17 protein-coding genes and 1 pseudogene are annotated in these 20765 nt (G+C 47.7%); 15 read left to right on the top strand and 3 right to left on the bottom strand.

The window, feature by feature from the left end; all coding sequences use genetic code 11:
• Positions 1 to 53: 53 nt before the first annotated feature.
• Positions 54 to 1459: pseudogene (gene lpdA, locus BST99_RS03595) on the top strand (dihydrolipoyl dehydrogenase).
• On the opposite strand, the gene BST99_RS03600 reads toward lpdA, so the two are convergent.
• Both BST99_RS03600 and BST99_RS03605 read right to left on the bottom strand, forming a co-directional pair.
• Positions 1456 to 1743 carry a hypothetical protein gene (locus BST99_RS03600; protein WP_105000580.1) on the bottom strand — a complete coding sequence of 96 codons (288 nt, stop codon included), beginning with the start codon at positions 1741 to 1743 and terminating at the stop codon, positions 1456 to 1458. The pseudogene lpdA and the gene BST99_RS03600 overlap by 4 nt on opposite strands.
• Before the next feature lie 57 nt (positions 1744 to 1800).
• Positions 1801 to 3000 carry a heparan-alpha-glucosaminide N-acetyltransferase domain-containing protein gene (locus BST99_RS03605; protein WP_105000581.1) on the bottom strand — a complete coding sequence of 400 codons (1200 nt, stop codon included), beginning with the start codon at positions 2998 to 3000 and terminating at the stop codon, positions 1801 to 1803.
• Between the two features lie 128 nt (positions 3001 to 3128).
• Between BST99_RS03605 and BST99_RS03610 the strand changes: the two genes are divergently transcribed.
• The 6 genes from BST99_RS03610 (at position 3129) to BST99_RS03630 (ending at position 10997) form a co-directional block, all read left to right on the top strand.
• Positions 3129 to 3668 carry an NADPH-dependent FMN reductase gene (locus BST99_RS03610; RefSeq protein WP_105000582.1) on the top strand — a complete coding sequence of 180 codons (540 nt, stop codon included), beginning with the start codon at positions 3129 to 3131 and terminating at the stop codon, positions 3666 to 3668.
• 2 nt (positions 3669 to 3670) lie between these two features.
• A complete protein-coding gene (tilS, locus tag BST99_RS03615; protein WP_105000583.1) occupies positions 3671 to 4981 on the top strand; it encodes a tRNA lysidine(34) synthetase TilS in 1311 nt (436 codons plus the stop codon).
• Positions 4966 to 5445, top strand: coding sequence for a protein-disulfide reductase DsbD domain-containing protein (locus tag BST99_RS14875; RefSeq protein ID WP_317046105.1), 480 nt, complete (start codon positions 4966 to 4968; stop codon positions 5443 to 5445). The genes tilS and BST99_RS14875 overlap by 16 nt, the downstream gene beginning before the upstream one ends.
• 71 nt (positions 5446 to 5516) lie before the next feature.
• Positions 5517 to 6989: a protein-disulfide reductase DsbD family protein gene (locus BST99_RS03620; RefSeq protein WP_317046106.1), complete on the top strand. Its 1473-nt coding sequence runs from the start codon at positions 5517 to 5519 to the stop codon at positions 6987 to 6989.
• A gap of 40 nt (positions 6990 to 7029) precedes the next feature.
• Entirely contained in the window at positions 7030 to 9423 is a 2394-nt protein-coding gene (locus BST99_RS03625; protein WP_105000584.1) for a penicillin acylase family protein, read from the top strand.
• Positions 9424 to 9464: 41 nt separating this feature from the next.
• Positions 9465 to 10997, top strand: coding sequence for a YifB family Mg chelatase-like AAA ATPase (locus BST99_RS03630; protein WP_105000585.1), 1533 nt, complete (start codon positions 9465 to 9467; stop codon positions 10995 to 10997).
• Here BST99_RS03630 and BST99_RS03635 read toward each other — a convergent pair.
• A complete protein-coding gene (locus tag BST99_RS03635) occupies positions 10990 to 11433 on the bottom strand; it encodes a hypothetical protein (RefSeq protein ID WP_105000586.1) in 444 nt (147 codons plus the stop codon). The genes BST99_RS03630 and BST99_RS03635 overlap by 8 nt on opposite strands.
• Before the next feature lie 182 nt (positions 11434 to 11615).
• On the opposite strand from BST99_RS03635, the gene BST99_RS03640 reads away from it, so the two are divergent.
• The 8 genes from BST99_RS03640 (at position 11616) to ilvC (ending at position 20760) form a co-directional block, all read left to right on the top strand.
• Complete coding sequence (locus tag BST99_RS03640; protein WP_105000587.1) at positions 11616 to 12809, top strand: Nramp family divalent metal transporter; 1194 nt, start codon at positions 11616 to 11618, stop codon at positions 12807 to 12809.
• A gap of 9 nt (positions 12810 to 12818) precedes the next feature.
• Complete coding sequence (locus BST99_RS03645; RefSeq protein WP_105000588.1) at positions 12819 to 13517, top strand: 5-oxoprolinase subunit PxpA; 699 nt, start codon at positions 12819 to 12821, stop codon at positions 13515 to 13517.
• The gene (gene pxpB / locus BST99_RS03650; RefSeq protein WP_105000589.1) at positions 13514 to 14230 is read left to right on the top strand and encodes a 5-oxoprolinase subunit PxpB; all 717 of its coding nucleotides are present in this window, start codon (positions 13514 to 13516) and stop codon (positions 14228 to 14230) included. The genes BST99_RS03645 and pxpB overlap by 4 nt, the downstream gene beginning before the upstream one ends.
• Complete coding sequence (locus BST99_RS03655; RefSeq protein ID WP_105000590.1) at positions 14227 to 15069, top strand: 5-oxoprolinase subunit C family protein; 843 nt, start codon at positions 14227 to 14229, stop codon at positions 15067 to 15069. Before pxpB ends, BST99_RS03655 begins: the two co-directional genes overlap by 4 nt.
• A 175-nt stretch (positions 15070 to 15244) precedes the next feature.
• Positions 15245 to 16936 carry a dihydroxy-acid dehydratase gene (ilvD, locus tag BST99_RS03660; protein WP_105000591.1) on the top strand — a complete coding sequence of 564 codons (1692 nt, stop codon included), beginning with the start codon at positions 15245 to 15247 and terminating at the stop codon, positions 16934 to 16936.
• 20 nt (positions 16937 to 16956) lie between these two features.
• Complete coding sequence (ilvB, locus tag BST99_RS03665) at positions 16957 to 18696, top strand: biosynthetic-type acetolactate synthase large subunit (protein ID WP_105000592.1); 1740 nt, start codon at positions 16957 to 16959, stop codon at positions 18694 to 18696.
• Between the two features lie 13 nt (positions 18697 to 18709).
• Positions 18710 to 19246 (top strand): acetolactate synthase small subunit, encoded by a 537-nt coding sequence (ilvN, locus tag BST99_RS03670; protein WP_105000593.1) that lies wholly within the window; start codon positions 18710 to 18712, stop codon positions 19244 to 19246.
• Between the two features lie 44 nt (positions 19247 to 19290).
• On the top strand, positions 19291 to 20760 hold the full coding sequence (ilvC, locus tag BST99_RS03675) for a ketol-acid reductoisomerase (RefSeq protein WP_105000594.1): 1470 nt from the start codon (positions 19291 to 19293) through the stop codon (positions 20758 to 20760).
• Positions 20761 to 20765 lie beyond the last annotated feature (5 nt).

Here is a 20765-nt window from a genome sequence, read left to right on the forward strand (position 1 = left end):
GGTTTATTTATTCGGCCAAATAGTGCTAATTTTACAGGCCTAAAATCGCTTTTATGAAATCGTATGATGTAGTAGTTATCGGATCAGGACCTGGCGGATATGTAGCAGCCATTCGATGCGCTCAATTGGGAATGAAAACTGCAATTGTAGAGAAGTACTCCACGCTCGGGGGAACCTGCCTCAATGTAGGGTGTATTCCATCCAAATCCCTTTTGGATTCTTCTCATCACTACGAAGATGCGATCAAACACTTCAGCGAGCACGGAATTGAGATCCCAGGAGAAGTCAAAGTGAATCTGGAACAGATGATTGCTCGTAAGCAAGGGGTTGTTGATCAGACCACCAAAGGGATTCAGTTCCTGATGGACAAAAACAAGATCGATGTATTTGAAGGGCTTGGTAGCTTCTCTGGAAATACGGAGGTAGAAGTTGCCTTAACGGCAGGAGGAACAGAAACCCTTCAGGCTGGTAAGATAATCATCGCAACCGGTTCAAAGCCGGGTAGCTTACCCTTTATTGAGTTAGATAAAGAACGTGTTATCACCTCGACGGAAGCCCTAAAACTCTCCGAGATTCCCAAGCATATGATCGTGATTGGGGGAGGTGTTATTGGTCTGGAACTTGGGCAGGTATATAAGCGACTGGGAGCTGAAGTCAGTGTTGTGGAATACCAAGATCGTATCATTCCTGGGATGGATGCCGGCTTGTCCAAAGAACTGATGAAGGTGCTCAAGAAACAAAAAGTGAAGTTCTACCTTTCTCACAAGGTAGGAGCGGTTGAACGCAGTGGCGACACCGTACGCATTACTGCTGAAGACAAAAAGGGACAAAAGGTTGTATTGGAAGGTGATTACTGTTTGGTTTCCGTTGGACGAGTTCCTTATACCCAAGGCTTGAATGCGGAAAAAGCCGGCGTGAACATTGACGAGCGCGGTCGCGTTGTCGTCAATGAGCACTTGCAAACCTCCAATCCCAATGTCTACGCTATTGGCGATGTCATTCGCGGAGCGATGTTGGCGCACAAAGCGGAGGAAGAGGGGGTACTCGTCGCCGAGATTTTGGCAGGACAAAAACCTCATATTGATTATAATTTAATTCCAAACGTGGTTTATACCTGGCCGGAGGTGGCTTCTGTTGGACGAACGGAGGAGCAACTAAAAGAAGCCGGTAGAGCCTACAAGGCAGGACAATTCCCGATGAGGCATTGGGTCGTGCTCGCGCTAGTATGGATATCGATGGTTTTGTTAAGATTATATCGGATGCCCAAACCGATGAGGTATTGGGTGTTCATATGATCGGAGCGCGTTGTGCAGATTTGATTAGTGAAGGAGTAACAGCTATGGAGTTCAGGGCTTCGGCGGAAGACATCTCTCGTATGAGTCATGCGCACCCAACTTATGCAGAAGCGGTAAAAGAAGCGGCTTTAGCAGCTACTGCTGACCGTCCTCTCCACATCTAGATCCGGCTTTCTAAGATTTTACGAATGGCATTTGCTCTTTTCTTGCGATCGATTTCGATAGCAGGGTAGAGGGCTATGGTTCCAAAGTAAAATATATAACCGTTGTTGGCACCAAAACTGAAGAAGTAGTCCAGAATAAAAAAGACGGACAGAATAACCACAACGGTGAATAAGGGAAGCATCCAGAGGCGGTTGCGTTTGCGTTTTAAAGTTTCAGAATTAAAACGACTGTAGTATTCTTCTAAACTACACCCCAATACCAAGGCTCGAAATTTTGTGGACATAAGACCTCATTTTTATTATAGGTCTCGATGCGAGATCATTTGTTACAAAATAGGTTCTCAGGATTGTTTCTTGGCGAAAAGAAAACGAAGAATTCTCCACCGTAGTCGTTGATAGGTCCTCCGAAGGACCGGTTTGACTTCACTCCAAGCCATTTCTGTCCGAAGGCTAATACGATCCCAAAGCACCAAACGGCTTTCGTGTATGAGCGCTTCGTGCTTGTTGTACAGCAAGGCAAGGGAAGTACAGAGAATCATAAACAAGAGGGCTCCTGGTATGACTATCGCGGGGGGTAATTCGTGGTGCCAAAAACGGTAAAAGCCCAAGCCGGTAAAACTACCGTACAAGAAGATGTAGTGAATCACATAGATGGACAGGGTTACCTGTCCGATTTTTATCACCGTTGGATGCGTAAACCATTTTCTGACCGCCATGAATACCGCAAGTGCTATACATACATTCCCGAGGCGTATAAAGAGGTAGTTGTTCTGTTCTACGGCCAGAAAGAGAGACCATCCGCTCCATTGGTATAAATCCACAAACCAAGCAGATGAGCGGTAAATCAGAAGCCCGCCGACCAATAGCGAAGTGCTAATGGCTACCGGGTAAAACCGTTCCCATTGCTGTCCTTTTTTGAATATATAGGAAAGAGCTCCTCCAAATGCCGCATAGCCAAACCAAGGAAAGACGGTAAATACAGAACCGTTCATCTTGGTAAAATAATTGGCCAATCCTACTGGCCAGCCAGTGAAGGTCCACTGTTTGTATTGGGGTTCAAATAAAAATAAGCCAACGCCAATTAAAGTCAGAAGTACCGGAAAAACCCAAGGCTTTTTTTGCCCGGCGAGCAGGTACATGCCAACAATACTGATTAGTGAAAGCCCAATACAGTGCAGAACGTCCACCATAAAGAAGGTCGGATAAACCACGCCGCTGAGCAGTCCTCCCAGATTCAGACGGAGTAGATACCCAATCACCAAGAGCTGCAAGCCTCTTTTTAATCCTTTTTGAATTCGAGGGTTTGCTATTCCTTGTTCAGGGGCTTTGAGAAGTAAAAACGTGAATATGAATCCAGAAACCGTAAAGAATACAGGAGCGGTAATACCACGAAAGTAGGACCAGGTGCCGTATACGGGATTGGCAGAATCCCGAAAGGCAGGATCGAGCAGGCCATCTACAAAATGCCCTTGGAGCATCATGAGAATCGCCCAGGCCCTCAGGGCGTCGATGTAGTACAATCGTGATGAGGCTTTCGCCATTTTTCCTTTTTAACTATATACTTTTGTAACACCCCTTTAGGATGCTTCAAAGGCCAAAATTATTCAAAATCAATTGATTTAGCGGCATTTACATCAGCAATTGGGCGAAAAACAAAAATCAAAAGACGATGTCCACTATTCTGGCTTTCGCAGGGAGTAATGCTTCCGCTTCGATTAACTACCAACTGGTGTCTTATGCCAGCTCGCAAATAACAGAGCATTCTGTAAACCTGCTTAACCTTGCGCATTATCCGTTTCCGATGTACAGCATTGACTTGGAACAGTCAGAGGGATTCTCGAATTCCTTACGGGAATTTTGTGCAAGTATCCAAAAGGCAGAAGGCTTGGTTTTGTCGGTTAGCGAGCACAACAGCATGCCTTCGGCTTACTTTAAAAATCTTTTGGATTGGCTTTCACGCGTGGATCGTCAGTTCCTCGCCAATACCAAAGTGTTTCTTATGGGAACATCTCCTGGCCAGCGCGGAGCCATGACTGCTATGAAGGCGGTTGCGGATCTCCTTCCGCGCTTCGGGGCAGAGGTGATTGCCGAGTTTTCCTTGCCCTCATTTGGTCAAAACTTTGATCAGGAGCAGGGGATTCTGGATGCCGAAAAGAAGAACGAGTTTGAAGCCGTACTCAATCGTTTTAAACAGTCACTGAGCGCCTAAGTATGGAGTTAAAGGATTCCTTCTTGGCTCATTTTAGGGCAAAATACCCGGTTCAGGAGAACGATAAGCTTCTGCTGGCATGCAGTGGGGGAATCGACAGCGTTGTATTGGTTGATTTGCTTTCGATCTCAGGAGTCACTTTTGACATTGCACATGTCAATTATGGATTGCGCGAGAAAGAAAGTGATGAGGATGCCCACTTCGTCAAGACCTTAGCGAATCAATACGGGGTAGGGTTTCACCTCTACAATACTTCTTCTTTCTCAGCCGCTAAAGGAGGATCACCGCAATTGTGGGCCAGAGAAGAGCGGTACGCCTTTTTCGACAAGCTTATCGAAGAGAAAGATTATTTGGCTGTGCTCACGGCTCACCAGGCCGATGACGCCTGGGAAACCTTTTTAATCAATGCGACTAGAGGAACGGGGTTAAAAGGCCTGCAAGGTATCCCGGCCAAAGAAAACAAACGATGGCGCCCTCTCTTGCCCTTTGGCAGAGAAGATATTCAGAAGTACGCCACGAGTAGAGGCCTGCGTTGGCGTGAAGACCGGACCAACAGAGAAAGCGACTACCTGAGAAACTTCATTCGCAATCAAATTAGCCCGCTTCTTCAGGAACGCTTGCCTAAGCTGATCGATCAAATTCAATTGACCCAAACCCACCTACAGCAAAGCGCACAATTTTTAGAGCAGTACCAAGAGTGGCAATGGAATAAGCATGTCCACGCGGTCCATGGTGGCTGGTCTTTGGACTTGCGGAGTCTTCAACAAGAGAAAGATCCCGCAGCTCTACTCTTTTTACTCCTGGAACCTTACGGTTTTAATCACCTAAAAGACCTGCAGGATCTACTCATGGGGCAGAGCGGTATTTATTTAGAAAGTAAGGAGTATACCCTTACCAAGAACAGAGAGTGCTTGGAGCTTCGACAGCAGGAAGAAAAAGACGAAAACACCTATATATTGCAAGAAGGCCAACTCCAGTTGGATAGCCCAATTCGGCTTGAATTGGAAACCGTTTCCCATTGGGAGAAAGGGTCCGATGAAGTACTTTTCGCCGATAAACAAACGTTAAACTTTCCGTTAGAGGTAAGAAAATGGCGCGAAGGCGACTATTTTTATCCGATAGGAATGCAGGGTCGAAAGAAGATCGCCAAACTCTTTAAAGACGAAAAGATTGCTCGTCCGGACAAAGAAAAGATCTGGCTTCTTCTGTCCAAAGGAGAAGTGGTTTGGGTCATTGGAATGCGCAGTGATCGGCGTTTTCAGATTCAGCCCTCTACCCAAGAAATGATCAAGATTACATGGAGAAGAGATTGACTCAACTACCCGTAGCGTTTCGGCGCTTTATTCTACTGACTTTTGTTTTGATCCCCCTATTGGGCTGGGCTCAGGTATTAGATGACAACAATCCCATCATTTGGGAATCCCGGGTTGAAGAATTGGGTAACGATGAATACCTGCTCATTTTTAGCGCGGAGATCGCTCCGGAATGGCATATTTTTTCTCAGTTCACTGAAGAGGGTGGAAGTATGCCCTCAGAATTTTTCTTCCCAGATGTCGATAAGGCCTATTCTCTGGTCGGTAAAGCCTCCGAAAGCGAAACCGTGACAGAGTTCAGTGAGGTATTTGAGGTCAATGAAACCTTCTTCCTGGACCGGGCAGAATTTCAACAAAAAATAAAAAGACTCCAGCCGACGGTCAATCAATTCAAGGTGGAGCTCTACTACCAGATCTGCAAGGAGGTCTGCATTCCAAAAACGGAGGTGTTTACCTTTAGTTAGATGGATCCGCCATCGTTGAAGAAGGTCTTACCGATGCGGATGTTTCTCAAGCAGAATCCTTAAAGCTTAACTTGAAGAACAAGGAGCGCTTGACAGAAGAAGGAGAAGCGGCTCAGGTCGAAAAACAAGGGGTTTTCTGGATTTTCGGAATGGGGTTTGTCGGTGGACTTCTAGCCCTTTTAACGCCTTGCGTATTTCCGATTATACCCTTGACAGTTTCCTTTTTTACCAAGCAAGAAAAGGGAGGTGTTTTTAAAGCCTTGATGTATGGGGCATTTATCGTTGTGATTTACTTTTTACTCAGTTTGCCTTTTCACTTTTTGGAATCTGTGAATGCGCAAATACTGAATACGATTTCGACCAACATTTACCTCAACCTCTTTTTCTTTGTCATCTTCGTCTTTTTTGCTTTTTCCTTCTTTGGCTTCTATGAATTGACCCTGCCTTCCAGTTGGGCCAATAAATTGGATGCCGCTTCACATAACGCGGGAGGATTAGTCGGAGTCTTCTTTATGGCGTTGACCTTGGCCATTGTATCTTTCTCTTGTACGGGGCCTATTTTAGGAGGCTTACTTGGGAGTACCACTTTGGCGGAAGGCAATGTCGCCGCTAATTTGAGTTGGGGCATGAGTGGTTTTGGTTTAGCACTGGCTTTGCCTTTTACTTTGTTTGCCCTCTTTCCTTCTGCTTTACAAACCTTGCCGAAGTCCGGAGGTTGGATGCTAACCGTAAAGGCGGTTCTCGGGTTTTTGGAGCTGGCCTTGGCGTTTAAATTCCTCTCGAATGCTGATTTGGTCGGTCATTGGGGAATTCTCAAAAGGGAGATTTTTATCGGTATTTGGTTGGTCATTTTCTTGGCCGCTACAGCTTATCTCTGGGGATTTCTTGCCTTACCAGGGCAGTCCAAGCCCAGACCTCTGTCAAAGGGACGTGTGATCACCGGTCTAGTTTCTTTGGTGTTTTCGGCCTATTTGGGCTATGGCCTTTTCGCCGATCAGCCCCTGAAGTTATTGAGCGGTTTCCCGCCTCCTGATTTTTACAGTTTAAAAGAGAAAGAAACAGATTGTCCCTTGGGATTGGAGTGCTACAAGGACTTCGAAGAAGGGTTGACTGTCGCTGCTCAAACCAACAAACCCATGCTCTTGGATTTTACCGGCTGGGCCTGTGTGAACTGCCGTAAAATGGAGGAGAATGTATGGAGTGATCCTGAGGTGTATCGCTTGCTAAAAGAGGAGTACGTTTTGGTTTCCCTTTATGTTGATGACCGCCAAGCCCTCCCTGAAGAGGAGCAGTTCACCATGAGTTATTCCAATGGGCAACAGGTTCCTGTGCGCACCATCGGTCAAAAGTGGGGTGCTTTTCAGACCTATAACTTTCAAAACGCCTCTCAGCCTTTTTACGTTCTGTTGACCTCGGACCTTGAAGTTTTGAGCTCTCCAAGGCAGTATACAGACAAAGACGATTACCTGCAGTGGTTAAAGCAAGGATTGGAGGTTAACCCCGCTGGTTTTAATAGTGCACCCGCCTTTGAGTTGCCTGAGTGAGTGCGTAGTTTTGCGTATCTTTTGCTGAAATTTACACCCTATGAACTGGCTCAAAAAGATAGGCTGGGCGCTTCTTGCGCTTATCGGCCTGACCCTCGTTGCAGGAGGAATTTATCTCAACACCCTTAAACCCCAATATACCGGCGAACTCGATTTGCCAGGACTCGAGACCCAAGTAGAGGTGTGGTATGACCAGCACGGTATTCCCCATATTTATGGGTCGTCTGAGGAAGATGTCCAACGAGCACTAGGTTATGTACATGCCCAAGACCGCTTGTGGCAGATGGAGTTGCTCCGGCGCATTGGCCCTGGAAGACTTTCGGAGGTGTTTGGCCCCGACCTGCTCAAAACAGACAAGCTTTTTGTCGCGATGGGGATAGAAGAGTACAGTAAAAATACGGTGCAAAATATCGATTCCACCGCCCGCGAAATTCGCATGAGTCTTGCTTACTTGGAAGGAGTCAATCACTTTATAAAAACGGGGCCAACCCCCGTTGAATTTGTGCTTACCGGGGTAGAAAAAGAGGAGTACACCCTGGAAGATATTTACAACGCATTGGGCTATATGGCCTTTAGTTTTGCCCGGGCGCACCGGACTGATCCGCTCTTGTCGCATGTACGCACTAAATTGGGAATGGATTATTTAATGGATTTGCCTTTTGAAAGAGATTCAAGTAAAACCGAGATCAAGAGCTACAGTAGTGAATTGTCGGCGGATGCGATCAGTGGAATACATCAAAACCTCAAGGCTCTGGAAAATCTGCCCGTACCACAATTTATAGGAAGCAACAGTTGGGTTATTGGGCCCGATAAAACCCAATCGGGGAAGGTCATACTAGCGAATGATCCCCATATGGGATATGCCCAGCCTTCTGTCTGGTATGAGGCCCACATCAACAGTCCAGGATACGAACGCTATGGCTACTACCTCGCGGGGGTTCCCTTTCCGTTGTTGGGGCATAACAAAAATGTGGCCTATGGACTTACCATGTTCCAGAACGACGATTGTGAATTTTATCTGGAAACACCGGATCCTCAGAACACCCAGCAGTACCTGACAAGAGAAGGGCCTAAGAAATACGGGGTCAACGGAAAAACGATTCTGGTCAAGGGAGAAGAATCGGTGAACTTTTCGTGGTTAACAACGGAGAACGGCCCCGTCATAAACGAAGTATTGGACCCCGTTCAAAATCAGTCTCCGGTCAGTATGGATTGGATTTACACCTCTAAAGAAAACAAACTCCTGTTGGCCTTGTATGGCATTAGTCACGCCGAAGATCTTCCGAGTTTTAAATCAGCCCTGCCCAATATTCATGCTCCTGGTTTGAATGTGATGTACGGAGACAAGGAAGGGCGTATCGCCTGGTTCGGGACCGCCAAATTGTACCAATACCCGGACTCTGTTTCGACCTACCTGTACCGTGATGGAGCTCGTGATGCTCGCGCCCCTGAACGTTATTTGGATTTTGATGAGAATCCACAGGCCATCGATCCTGACTGGGGTTATGTGTATTCGGCCAACAACCGTCATGCCCCCAAGAATGGCGTAACGGTGCCGGGCTACTACTTGCCCGAAAACCGAGCCAAACGCATTACCCAATTGCTCGATGCAAATGATCAATGGGATCGCGCACAGGTCGAAACCATGATTAATGATATTACTTCCCCTGTCAATCCTGGAATTTTAAAGGCCTTGATTCAGCAGTTAGAAGGGATGGATTTAAGCACCGAGCAGGTCGCCTTTTTGGATCAAGCTAAGCAATGGTCGGGCGGCTATGAAATGGAGGATACGGTACCGGCCTTATTTCACCGCTGGGTCTACAACAGTATGGAGGCCATTTTCTTAGACGAAATGGGAAAAGAAAATTTTGAAGTCTTTTTGCAGACCCACCTCTTTAAAAAGGCAATAGCGCCCTTTCTTTTAGGGAAAGAATCTGTTTGGATGGATGATGTAAGTACCTCGGATAAAACGGAAACCTTACAGGAATTAGTCCAGGGCGCCTTTTCTAAGGCCTGGAGCTCTTTGGAAGATGACTTGGGTACACCTGATCAGTGGCAGTGGAGTAAAGTCCATACCCTGGAACACGAGCATCCCATCGGACGCGTTAAATGGTTGCGCTCTCGCTTTAATGTTGGTCCTTTCCCCATGTCGGGAAGCCGAGAAGTCATCAACAACATCATGTTCCCCTATACAGCAGACGGGATGTACAAGGTGAATGCGGGTCCGTCTACCCGTCGTGTCATAGACTTTGGAGATATCGAGAACAGTCGAAGTATACTGCCTACAGGTCAATCTGGGAACCCCATGAGTCCCTACTACAAGGATCAGGCAGAGATGTACAACAAGGGGGAGTTTAGAAAAATGCTCCTCAACAAAAAAGAAATTCAGGACTCCTCGGATTCTCGCTTGCAATTGAATCCTGCAGAGAACTAGACTGCGAGGATTATGCGTTAATAGCCTTGTTCTTTGGTCCTATGATCAAAGTTCATACCGCCTATATCAAGGGCATAGAGGCTTATCCGGCCTATGTTGAAGCCAGTGTTGCTCGAGGAATAGGTTACCACCTCATTGGCTTGCCCGATGCGGCAGTTCGGGAGAGTTTTCATCGGATCTCCTCCGCCTTGGCGCATACCGGATTTCGAATCCCCGGCAAGCGAATCACCCTGAATTTGGCCCCGGCGGATGTTCGAAAAACCGGTTCCTCTTTTGATCTCGCTCTGGCCGTAGCCCTTCTTTTGGCAACCGGTCAAGTAGATGTTCGGCTTTCTTCTTCAATACTGTTTCTTGGCGAATTAGGCCTGGACGGGTCTATAAAACCGGCTCCTGGTTTATATGCTGTGGCGGAAATGGCCAAAAGAAAAGGGTATAAGAAATTGGTTCTTTCCAAAGCCCAATCAGAGGAAGGCCAATGGCTGGAGGGTTTAGAGGTGTATTGTTTTGACCGCTTGTCCGAAGTCATCACCTTTATGGAGCATTCTAGAGGGTCAAAGCCGGTTCCCATTAAAAAATGGGTCTCCAGGCCTCCTCAGGCAGAGATTGACTTTGCCGAAATCAAGGGGCAGGCCATGGCGAAAAGGGGGCTCGAGATTACCGCGGCAGGAGGGCATCACGCTCTCATGGTTGGCCCGCCCGGGATGGGTAAAACCCTTTTGGCCAAAGCGCTTGTCGGGATTCTGCCCGCTTTGCGGCGGGAGGAGGCATTAATCATTAGTAAGATTCACAATGCCAAGGTACCTTTTGATGATGCAGTTATTCAAGTCGAACCTCCCTTTCGGGCTCCTCACCATACCATTAGCCGCGTTGCCTTAATGGGAGGTGGCCATTCGCCGGCCCCCGGAGAAATTTCTCTGGCTCATAAAGGGGTACTCTTCATGGATGAATTGACAGAATATCCTAGAAGTGTTTTGGAGGTGCTGCGTGAGCCCTTAGAGGAAGGTTATGTACGGATTAACCGAAGGCAACAGCAATGGCATTTTCCTGCAGAGTTTATTTGGGTCGCCAGTATGAATCCCAGCCCGGACGGCTACTTCTATACCGAAGAACGACCACCCCGTTCCAGTCCGGAAGAAATTAGACGGTATTTGAGTAAAATCTCCGGGGCACTTCTCGATCGGGTGGATGTCCATCTGGAGGTTGGCGAAATGAGTCATCAACTCATGCTACAATCAGCATCAGAAGAAAGTAGTGCAGTAATTCGCAAAAGGGTAGTAGCGGCGCGAGACATACAAGCACGACGTTATGAGGGTCAAACCGGTATGCGAACGAATGCCCAATTGAAAGGCGCAGCCCTAAAACGCTATGCAGGCTTGGATAAGCAATCCAAAGACTTGTTGTCTAAGACTATGGAGAAGTTTGCTCTTTCGGCCAGGGCGCATGATCGCATTCTAAAACTCTCGAGAACCATTGCGGATTTGGAAGGTTCTTTGAACATACGCCTGGAGCACCTCGCCGAGGCGATTCGCTTTCGGGTGATGGATCGCCAAAATTGGCTCAATCCGTTTAAATGACCTTGATGTTGGCTTTGAGTCCTTCGGCTATTTCCAGGATATTTTCGACGGTCTTCTTGAGGTAGTATTTTACCGCAATACTCGGTATCCTAAGAGTAGTGAATCCTTTTCGAAAGGATTGCATGGCATCGTCCAGATCAGCCAGAGCTCTTTGGTGTGTTAGACGATCAAATTCGGTATCAATTTCGATATTCAATTTTACCCTCGAAAGAGCAATATCAACGGATTTTTGCCCATCCCACCATTCGAGCATGGGGTGTGCGCCAGCATCTTTCAGTCCGTAAAAGAGCTGAATAGCTTCCACTGGGGTTTGATTATCTTGGATGATTTGTTGGATGAGTCCAGTATGCCGACTGCACAGTTCCACCCCCAGTAGGTCCATGGAGGTTTTATGTTCAGCATATCCTATCGCCTTGCCACAATCTTTACAGGTCATGAGAAGTAGTTAAGTTTAGGTTCAGGTTTGATTTGGGACTATGATAACCTTGAGAAAGTTCAAAATAGTATGCAGAGGCCCTGTTGACCCCCCATATTTTAGACGAACGGCACTTTTTTAGACGAACTGCATCTTTTTTAGCACAATTCCTCTAGTTTTAGAGCGATACTAAGCGAGCCCTTATGAAGAAAATTGGTCCAGGATTTTTAATTGCAGCGGCTTTTATCGGTCCTGGTACGGTTACAGCTTGTGTTCTTGCCGGAAACCAATACGGAACTCAGCTTCTCTGGGCGCTCCTTTTCTCTTTAGTAGCGACCTTGGTCTTACAAGAGATGTCTGCCCGTTTGGGCCTGGTCAGTGGAATGGGGCTAACCGATGCGCTACGGAGTAGTTTGTCATCCCCTCTTTTTCGCAAGTTCCTCTTGATTTTAGTTGCCTTCAGCATTCTTATCGGAAATACCGCCTATGAGGCGGGTAATCTGGGTGGAGCAACACTCGGACTGGAGGTCTTATTGGGTACTGACTACGCGGTATATTATCCGCTCCTAGTAGGGGCCATAGCCTTTGGAATTCTCTGGTGGGGAAATCTACGCTACCTCGAGTATTTCTTTTTGTTTTTGGTCGCTCTGATGAGTGTCTGTTTTGTTACGACGGCTATACTGGTTAAACCCCTTTGGTCCGATTTGTTCGAAGGGTTATTTGTTCCTGGCCTTCCTGAGGGCAGTTTATTTTATGTAATTGCTTTAATCGGAACCACCGTGGTTCCTTATAATTTATTCTTGCACGCCTCTTTGGTGCGCGATAAATGGAGCTCTCCGGAGGATCTCAAACAAGTGCGTAGAGATACCCTATTAAGTCTTGCGCTGGGCGGACTCATTTCGATGGCCATTGTTGTTTCGGCCAGTAAAATGAACTCTGCTGAAGTCAATAATGCCCTTGACTTGGCTCAGGCCCTGGAGCCCTTGCTGGGGAAGGTGGCCAAAGTGGCTCTAAGCTTAGGGCTTTTGGCAGCGGGCTTAAGTTCAGCCATTACAGCCCCTTTAGCCGCAGCCTATGTAGCCCAAGGATGTTTTGGGTGGAAAGGAAATACCCAATCTGCTTCTTTTAGGGCGGTGTGGATCATGGTCTTGGTTCTTGGAGTACTGGCTTTGAGCTTTTCAATTCGTCCTATTCAGATAATACAAATGGCCCAGTTCGCCAATGGACTCTTATTGCCCTTGATCGCTATCTTACTCCTCTATGCCATGAACCAAAAGAAATTACTCAAGGAGTACATTAATTCACCTTGGCAGAATGTTTTGGGAGGCCTGATTGTTTTAATCACCCTGTTATTGGGGGCACGGAGTATATTAGGTGTTTTGGGGTATTGGGGCTAAGACAAAAGGATGAAGAAGTTGTACATCAATTGTGATATGGGAGAAGGGATTTCCAAGGATGCTGAATTGCTCCCCTTGGTCAACCAGGCCAATATCGCTTGTGGTGCCCATGCAGGTTCCACTCAGATTATGAAAAGCACCATGCAGCTCGCTCTAGAAAACAACTGTTCCTTAGGAGCCCATCCCGGATATGAGGATCCAGAAAACTTTGGACGCCGATCCCTGGCGCTAGCCAATAGAGAATTGGAAGATCTTTTGAGGAAACAATTGGATGATTTCGGAAATGCTATAGAGGCCCAAGACGCTAAATGGCATCATGTAAAACCTCATGGAGGCCTGTACCATGATCTCGCTAGCCGAGAGGAACAGGCCGAGCTTTTTCTCGAGTTACTTCAAGATTATCCGGTTCAGGACGTATTCTTAAAATCCACCGAATTTTTAAAAACCGCTTGTGAGAAAAGAGGTATTCGCCTGTGGTCAGAAGCCTTTTTGGATCGAGGCTATGACAAGAACGGGCAACTCCTTGCACGCGGTCAGGAAGGAAGCCTTCTGGAATCGAAAGAAGAGGTAGCCGCTCAATGCGCCCAGTTTTTAAAAGACGATAGGGCAGAAACCTACTGTATCCACGGAGATCACCAGAATTCAGTGGCTATTTTAACCTATTTGCATCAACAATTGCCCCAGTGGGGTTACCAGCTTTCGCTATGAAACAAGCCCATATCAAGCGATTGAATCGCAATACTTTATTAATCGAGTGGCCTGATCAGGTCAGTACAGATTTATTGGATCATATTCTGGGCAAGGAAGAACAGCTTCAGAAGTCTATCGCTGGTTTGGTCGAAAGTCAGGTGGTCTATCGCAGCCTGAGTTTGCACTTTGATCAGCCTGTAGAACAAAGGCAGATCGATCAAATAGGGGAAATTATAAAAGGAGAAACAGGCACTATATCTCGCCAGCGTACGCTTTGGAAAATACCGGTATGCTACGACAGAGAATTTGGTTTAGACCTAGACGCTTGTGCGGCCGCTCTGCAATTAGAAAACAATGAACTCATAGAGCAGCATACCACTCATCATTATCCGGTCTATGGGATAGGCTTTTTACCAGGCTTCTTGTATCTAGGCGATGTGCCTGAAAAGTTGCAGGTAGGGCGACATACGCAACCTCGTCTTAAGGTCGCTCAGGGGAGTGTAGGTCTGGCCGGGAAGCAAACGGGCATTTACCCCCAGGAATCTCCCGGGGGATGGCAAATCCTGGGACGAACGCCCATTCCTTGGTTCAATCCCACCCAAAATCCTCCAAGTGCGATTCAGGTAGGAGACGCCATACAGTTCTATGCAATTGATCGGCCGACATTTGCGCTCTTTGAGATTCAAGTGCAGGAAGGGATATATCAACCCCAAAAACAGCCCTGGATATGATAGAGGTACTGCAAGCTGGTTTTTACACCACCATACAAGATCATGGTCGATGGGGTTTCCGGAAGTGGGGAGTGCCGGTTTCAGGCCCTATGGACAGAGCCGCAGCGGACTTGGCGAATCAACTGGTCCACAATAGTGCCGAGGAGGCGGTGATCGAAATAAGTCTTCAGGGGCCGGAACTCCGTTTTGAAGAAACCCTCTATTTTGCCCTGACCGGAGGGGAGCCAGAAGCTTTTTTGGATTCCACCCCTTTATCGGTCAATACCGCCTACAAGGCAGAAGCTGGGCAAGTGCTGAAAGTGGGACGCTGTACCCGAGGGGTAAGGGCCTATTTGGCCATACAGGGAGGCCTGCAGACAGAAGAGGTATTGGGTAGTCGTAGCTACTACAGCCCGATCAGTTCCTATGACCGCTTGCAAAAAGGCATGACTTTAGAGGTGTCGCCCTCTAAAGGCTTTGAGCCCAGGATATGGGCAGTAAAGCAGAAACCTGTTTCTTTCGGTAAACCACTGGAGGTGTTCCCGGGTCCGGAATTTGAGCTATTTCCTCAAGAAATTCAGTCTACTCTTTTTGACCGCAGTTTTCATATCGCTAAAGAGAACAACCGCATGGCTTATCAATTGGAAGAACTCCTGCCTGCCTATGATTTGCCTATGCTCACTTCAGTGACTCTGCCGGGAACGGTTCAGTTAACCGCCTCCGGCCGCTTGATCATCCTGATGCGGGATGCGCAAACCACGGGGGGATACCCCCGCGTTTTACAGCTCACGGAAGAGAGTATCAACCAACTGGCTCAGCGAAGTACAGGGCATTCGGTCCAGTTTTTAGCCCTTGAATGAAGAGCTGACTATTGGAATTCTTTTTTATTTAACGCACTGTAAAACAATATTTTACATCAATTTCATTCCCGTTGACCACGCGAAGGCTTTCCATACCAGGAATAGCCGGAAATGTTAACAAGTAAATTTGAATCTTGAATACTAGACTGCCTCAGCAGTTTTTGGTTGCGAGAATATGGAATTGAACAAATACAGCAAAGTTGTTACCCAGGACCCAACACAACCTGCCGCGCAGGCGATGTTGCATGCTTTGGGCCTCAATAAGGAACAATTGAGCAAACCTTTTATAGGGGTCGCCAGCACGGGCTATGAAGGAAACCCCTGCAATATGCACTTGAATCACCTGGCCACCTTGATGAAGAAGGGGGTAGAACAAGCCGATTTGGTCGGCTTGATCTTCAACACCATTGGTGTGAGTGATGGAATTTCGATGGGAACCTTCGGGATGCGCTATTCCTTGCCTTCCCGAGATTTAATCGCAGATAGCATGGAGACTGTGGTGCAGGCGATGAATTACGACGGCCTTATGGCTGCTGTGGGATGCGATAAAAACATGCCCGGTGCCCTGATGGCCCTTTTGCGTTTGAACCGCCCCGGAATCATCGTCTACGGAGGGACTATTGCTCCCGGTTGCCTCAATGGCCGCAAGCTGGACGTGGTTTCGGCTTTTGAAGCTTGGGGTGAAAAGGTGGCAGGAAGTATTGATCAAAAGCAATACGAGGAAGTGATCTCTCATGCCTGTCCTGGCCCTGGAGCTTGTGGAGGGATGTATACCGCAAACACCATGGCTTCTGCCATCGAAGCGATGGGAATGTGCCTGCCTTATAACGCCTCTAATCCGGCCAATGCCCAACAGAAAGAAACAGAATGCGTCCATGCTGGAGAGGCCATGCGACTGCTTCTCGAAAAAGATTTAAAGCCTCGGGACATCGTTACCCGGGAGGCGCTGGAAAACGCCGTGCGTTTGATTACCGTCTTAGGCGGATCAACCAATGCGGTACTTCACCTTCTGGCCATCGCCGATGCAGCGGAAATTCCGTTTACGCTACATGACTTTCAAGCGATTACTGATAAAACTCCTTTCTTGGCAGATCTGAAGCCCAGTGGGCGCTACTTGATGGAGGACCTGCACCTGATCGGTGGAATACCGGGGGTGATGAAAATGATGTTGGAGGAAGGTCTTTTGCACGGAGATTGCCTGAGCGTTACCGGGAAGACCCTGGCCGAGAATCTGGCAGAGGTTCCTTCCCTTAAAGAAGGACAAGATATAATTAGACCACTTTCCAATCCGATTAAAGAAACCGGGCACATTCAAATGCTGTTCGGAAACCTCGCTACAGAGGGAGCGGTCGCCAAGATTACGGGTAAAGAAGGACTGCGATTCAGTGGTCCGGCCCGTGTATTCGAAGGCGAATTCGCAGCCAATGAAGGGATTCAGAGGGGCGAGGTAAAAGCCGGGGAGGTTGTGGTGATTCGCTATGAAGGCCCGCAAGGAGGTCCGGGGATGCCCGAAATGCTTAAGCCTACAGCGGCTATCATGGGTGCTGGGCTAGGAAAAGAGGTCGCCTTGATTACGGATGGGCGGTTTTCTGGGGGTACCCACGGCTTCGTAGTAGGACACATCAGTCCAGAGGCCCGTTTGGGTGGTGCTATCGCCTTGGTTCAGAACGGAGATTTAATCACTATCGACGCTGAGGCCAATACCATCGAAATGGATGTGAGTGAGGAAGAGCTACAGGCCCGTAGAGCCGAGTGGAAAGCTCCTGAACTCAAAGTCAAAAGAGGAAGTCTATACAAATATGCCCACCTGGTGGGAAGTGCATCAAAGGGATGTCTTACCGATGCTTTGGAAGACCGGAGCAAGTAATAACCGTTGAAGAGTACACCATGGAAGTAGTAAACTCAAAACAAACACAAGGCGCCGCACAGACGCCAAAGGGAATGAAGATCAGTGGGGCAGAAGCCCTTATCCACTGCCTTCTGGCAGAAGGTGTTGATCTGATTTACGGATACCCAGGAGGTGCCATCATGCCCGTTTATGATGAGCTCTATAAATTTCAGGACCGCCTGACCCATATTCTGACCCGTCATGAACAAGGGGCTACGCATGCGGCCCAAGGGTATGCACGAGTCAGTGGAAAGGTGGGTGTAGCGATGGCCACATCGGGCCCAGGAGCGACCAATTTGGTGACAGGCTTAGCTGACGCTCAGATTGATTCGACCCCCATGGTGTGTATTACGGGCCAGGTACCACGCCATTTACTGGGATCAGATGCTTTTCAGGAAACGGACATCGTGGGGATTTCTACCCCCGTGACCAAGTGGAATTACCAGATCACCAAGGCCTCTGAAATTCCTGAAATCATCGCTAAGGCCTTTTATATTGCCCGATCGGGACGTCCAGGGCCGGTATTGGTCGATATCACCAAGAACGCTCAGTTTGACGCGTTGGATTTTGATTATACCCCCTGCACTTCGGTAAGAAGTTACCACCCCCTGCCAGTCGCGACCGAAGAATCCGTTGAGGCAGCGGCTTCCCTGATCAATCGGGCCAAAAAGCCTTTTATCATATTTGGCCAAGGAGTTATTCTTGGAGAGGCCGAAGAAGAACTAGAAGCCTTTGTTGAGAAATCGGGGATACCTGCTGCCTGGACAATATTAGGCCATTCGGCACTTTCCTCCGATCACCCCTTGAATGTGGGGATGGTGGGAATGCACGGAAATTACGGACCGAATGTTTTGACCAATGAGTGTGATGTATTGATCGCCATTGGGATGCGTTTTGACGACCGGGTTACTGGTAATCTCGATACGTACGCCAAACAGGCTAAAATCATCCACCTCGAAATTGATCCGGCTGAAATCGATAAAAATGTCAAAGTAGATGTGGCTTTACTCGGAGATTCCAAGGACAGTCTTGCTCGTTTGCTCCCCAAAATCGAGGCAAAATCTCATCCACAGTGGCTCAAGGAGTTTGAAGAAAAACACCAGATCGAATACAAACAAATTATTGAGCGGGACCTGTACCCAACCAAAGAAGGCCTAACGATGGGCGAGGTCGTGCGAGGGATTAACGAAGCCTCCGGTGAAAAGGCGGTGATTGTTTCGGACGTTGGTCAACACCAGATGATCGCATGTCGCTACGCCCGCTTCAAGCAGTCCAAAAGTAATATTACCTCTGGTGGACTAGGAACCATGGGCTTTGCACTTCCAGCGGCGATTGGAGCCCAGATGGGAGCTCCTGAAAGACCGGTGGTCGCCGTTATCGGTGATGGCGGATACCAAATGACCATTCAGGAATTGGGGGTCATCTATCAGCACCAGCTGCCAGTCAAAATCGTCGTGCTCAATAACGATTTCCTCGGCATGGTCCGTCAATGGCAACAGCTGTTCTTTGACAAGCGCTACGCCTCAACGGTCATGGTCAATCCTGACTTTGTCAAAATCGCAGAAGGCTATCAAATCAAAGCGCGCAGAGTCGAGAAAAGAGAAGACCTCAACGATGCGATTGCTGAAATGATGGCGTCCGAAGAACCTTATTTCTTAGAAGTTCGTGTCGAGAAGGAAGACAATGTTTTTCCGATGATTCCGTCGGGTGCTTCTGTTTCTGATATCCGATTGTCCTAATTCAAAAAACGCGATGGAAACCAAGTATTTCACCATATCTGTTTATTCCGAAAACAATGTCGGACTCTTGAACCGTATTTCAGGGATATTCTTGAAACGTCACATCAATATAGAGAGTCTAAACGTTTCTAAATCAGAAATTAAGGATGTTTCTAAATTCACTATAGTGGTGTTCACTACGGAGGATTGGACCCGTAAAATCGTCCAGCAAATCGAGAAACAAGTGGAGGTGATTAAGGCCTATTACCACGAAGACGACGAGATCATCTTCCAGGACACGGCCTTATTTAAAATCGCTTCGCATTTACTTTTTGACGAAAGACAAATCCAAAACATCATTAAGGCCAGCCATGCCCAAATTGTCACGGTCTCCCGAGACTTTTTCGTCTTGGCCAAAACCGGTCGCCGACACGAGATCGAAGATATGTATCATCAATTGGAGCCTTACGGTATCATGCAATTTGTTCGATCCGGACGCATTGCGGTTAGTAAGGAAGCCATGCCGATTCGTGAGTTGCTGGCCGAAATAGAAGAAAAACAACATTTATAAACCAAAAAACGGGGACATCCCCATATTCAACAAAGAACCGATTCATGTCCAATTATTTTAATTCATTACCGCTTAGAGAACAACTTCGCCAACTCGGCCAGTGCCGATTTATGGACAGTTATGAATTTAAAGAAGGTGTAGAAGCACTAAAAGGCAAAAAAATCGTCATTGTCGGCTGTGGAGCCCAGGGCTTGAACCAGGGACTCAATATGAGGGATTCTGGTCTAGACGTTTCTTATGCTCTTCGACCAGAGGCCATTGAACAGAAGAGAACCTCCTTTGTCAATGCCAGTGAGAATGGCTTTAGGGTGGGGACCTTTGACGAATTGATTCCGACGGCGGATGTGGTGATCAACCTCACCCCGGACAAGCAGCACACCAAAGTGGTCAGCACGGTGATGCCTTTGATGAAAAAGGGAGCCACGCTTTCTTACTCTCACGGATTCAATATCGTGGAAGAAGGCATGCAAATTCGCGAAGACTTGACCGTCATTATGGTCGCTCCAAAAAGTCCGGGATCTGAAGTACGTGAGGAGTATAAAAGGGGCTTTGGCGTTCCTACACTGATCGCTGTGCACCCTGAGAACGACCCGGAAGGCAAAGGTCTAGAGCAAGCGAAAGCCTATGCCGTCGGAACTGGAGGGCACAAGGCAGGTGTTTTACAGTCCAGCTTCGTGGCCGAAGTAAAAAGTGATTTGATGGGGGAACAGACAATCTTGTGTGGTCTCCTGCAAACCGGATCCATCCTGAGTTTTGACAAAATGGTAGCTGATGGTTTAGACGCCGGTTTTGCTTCAAAACTTATTCAATACGGTTGGGAAACCATCACCGAAGGACTGAAGCACGGTGGTATCACCAATATGATGGACCGTTTGTCCAACCCAGCCAAAATCAAGGCGTACGACCTGGCAGAGGAGCTCAAGGAGATCATGCGTCCGCTTTTTCAAAAGCATATGGACGACATCATGAGCGGTACTTTTTCTTCGACCATGATGGAAGACTGGGCGGAAGGCGATAAAAACCTTTTGGCCTGGAGAGCAGCTACCGGGGAGACAGCCTTTGAAAAGACACCTGCCGGTAGTCAAGAAATCTCGGAACAAGACTATTACGACCACGGAGTGCTACTAGTGGCCTTCGTTAAATCCGGGGTAGAATTGGCTTTCGAAACCATGACCGAGGCAGGAATCATCGCAGAATCTGCTTACTACGAGTCTCTGCACGAAACACCGCTGATTGCCAATACCATTGCGCGAAAAAAACTATTTGAAATGAACTGGGTGATCTCAGATACAGCGGAATACGGTTGCTACCTTTTTGACCATGCCTGTAAACCCTTGCTTAAAGATTTTATGGCAGGTGTGAGTACCGATGTGATCGGAAAGGCTTATGCTGCCGGATCAAACGAAGTCGATAACCGTCAACTGATTGCGGTCAACAAAGCCATTCGCGAGCATCCTGTCGAAGTGGTCGGAGAAAGACTCCGTGCTTCCATGACCGCAATGAAACCATTATAAGACCT

This window comes from Aureicoccus marinus, from assembly GCF_002954325.1.
Taxonomy (GTDB): Bacteria; Bacteroidota; Bacteroidia; order Flavobacteriales; family Flavobacteriaceae; genus Aureicoccus; species Aureicoccus marinus.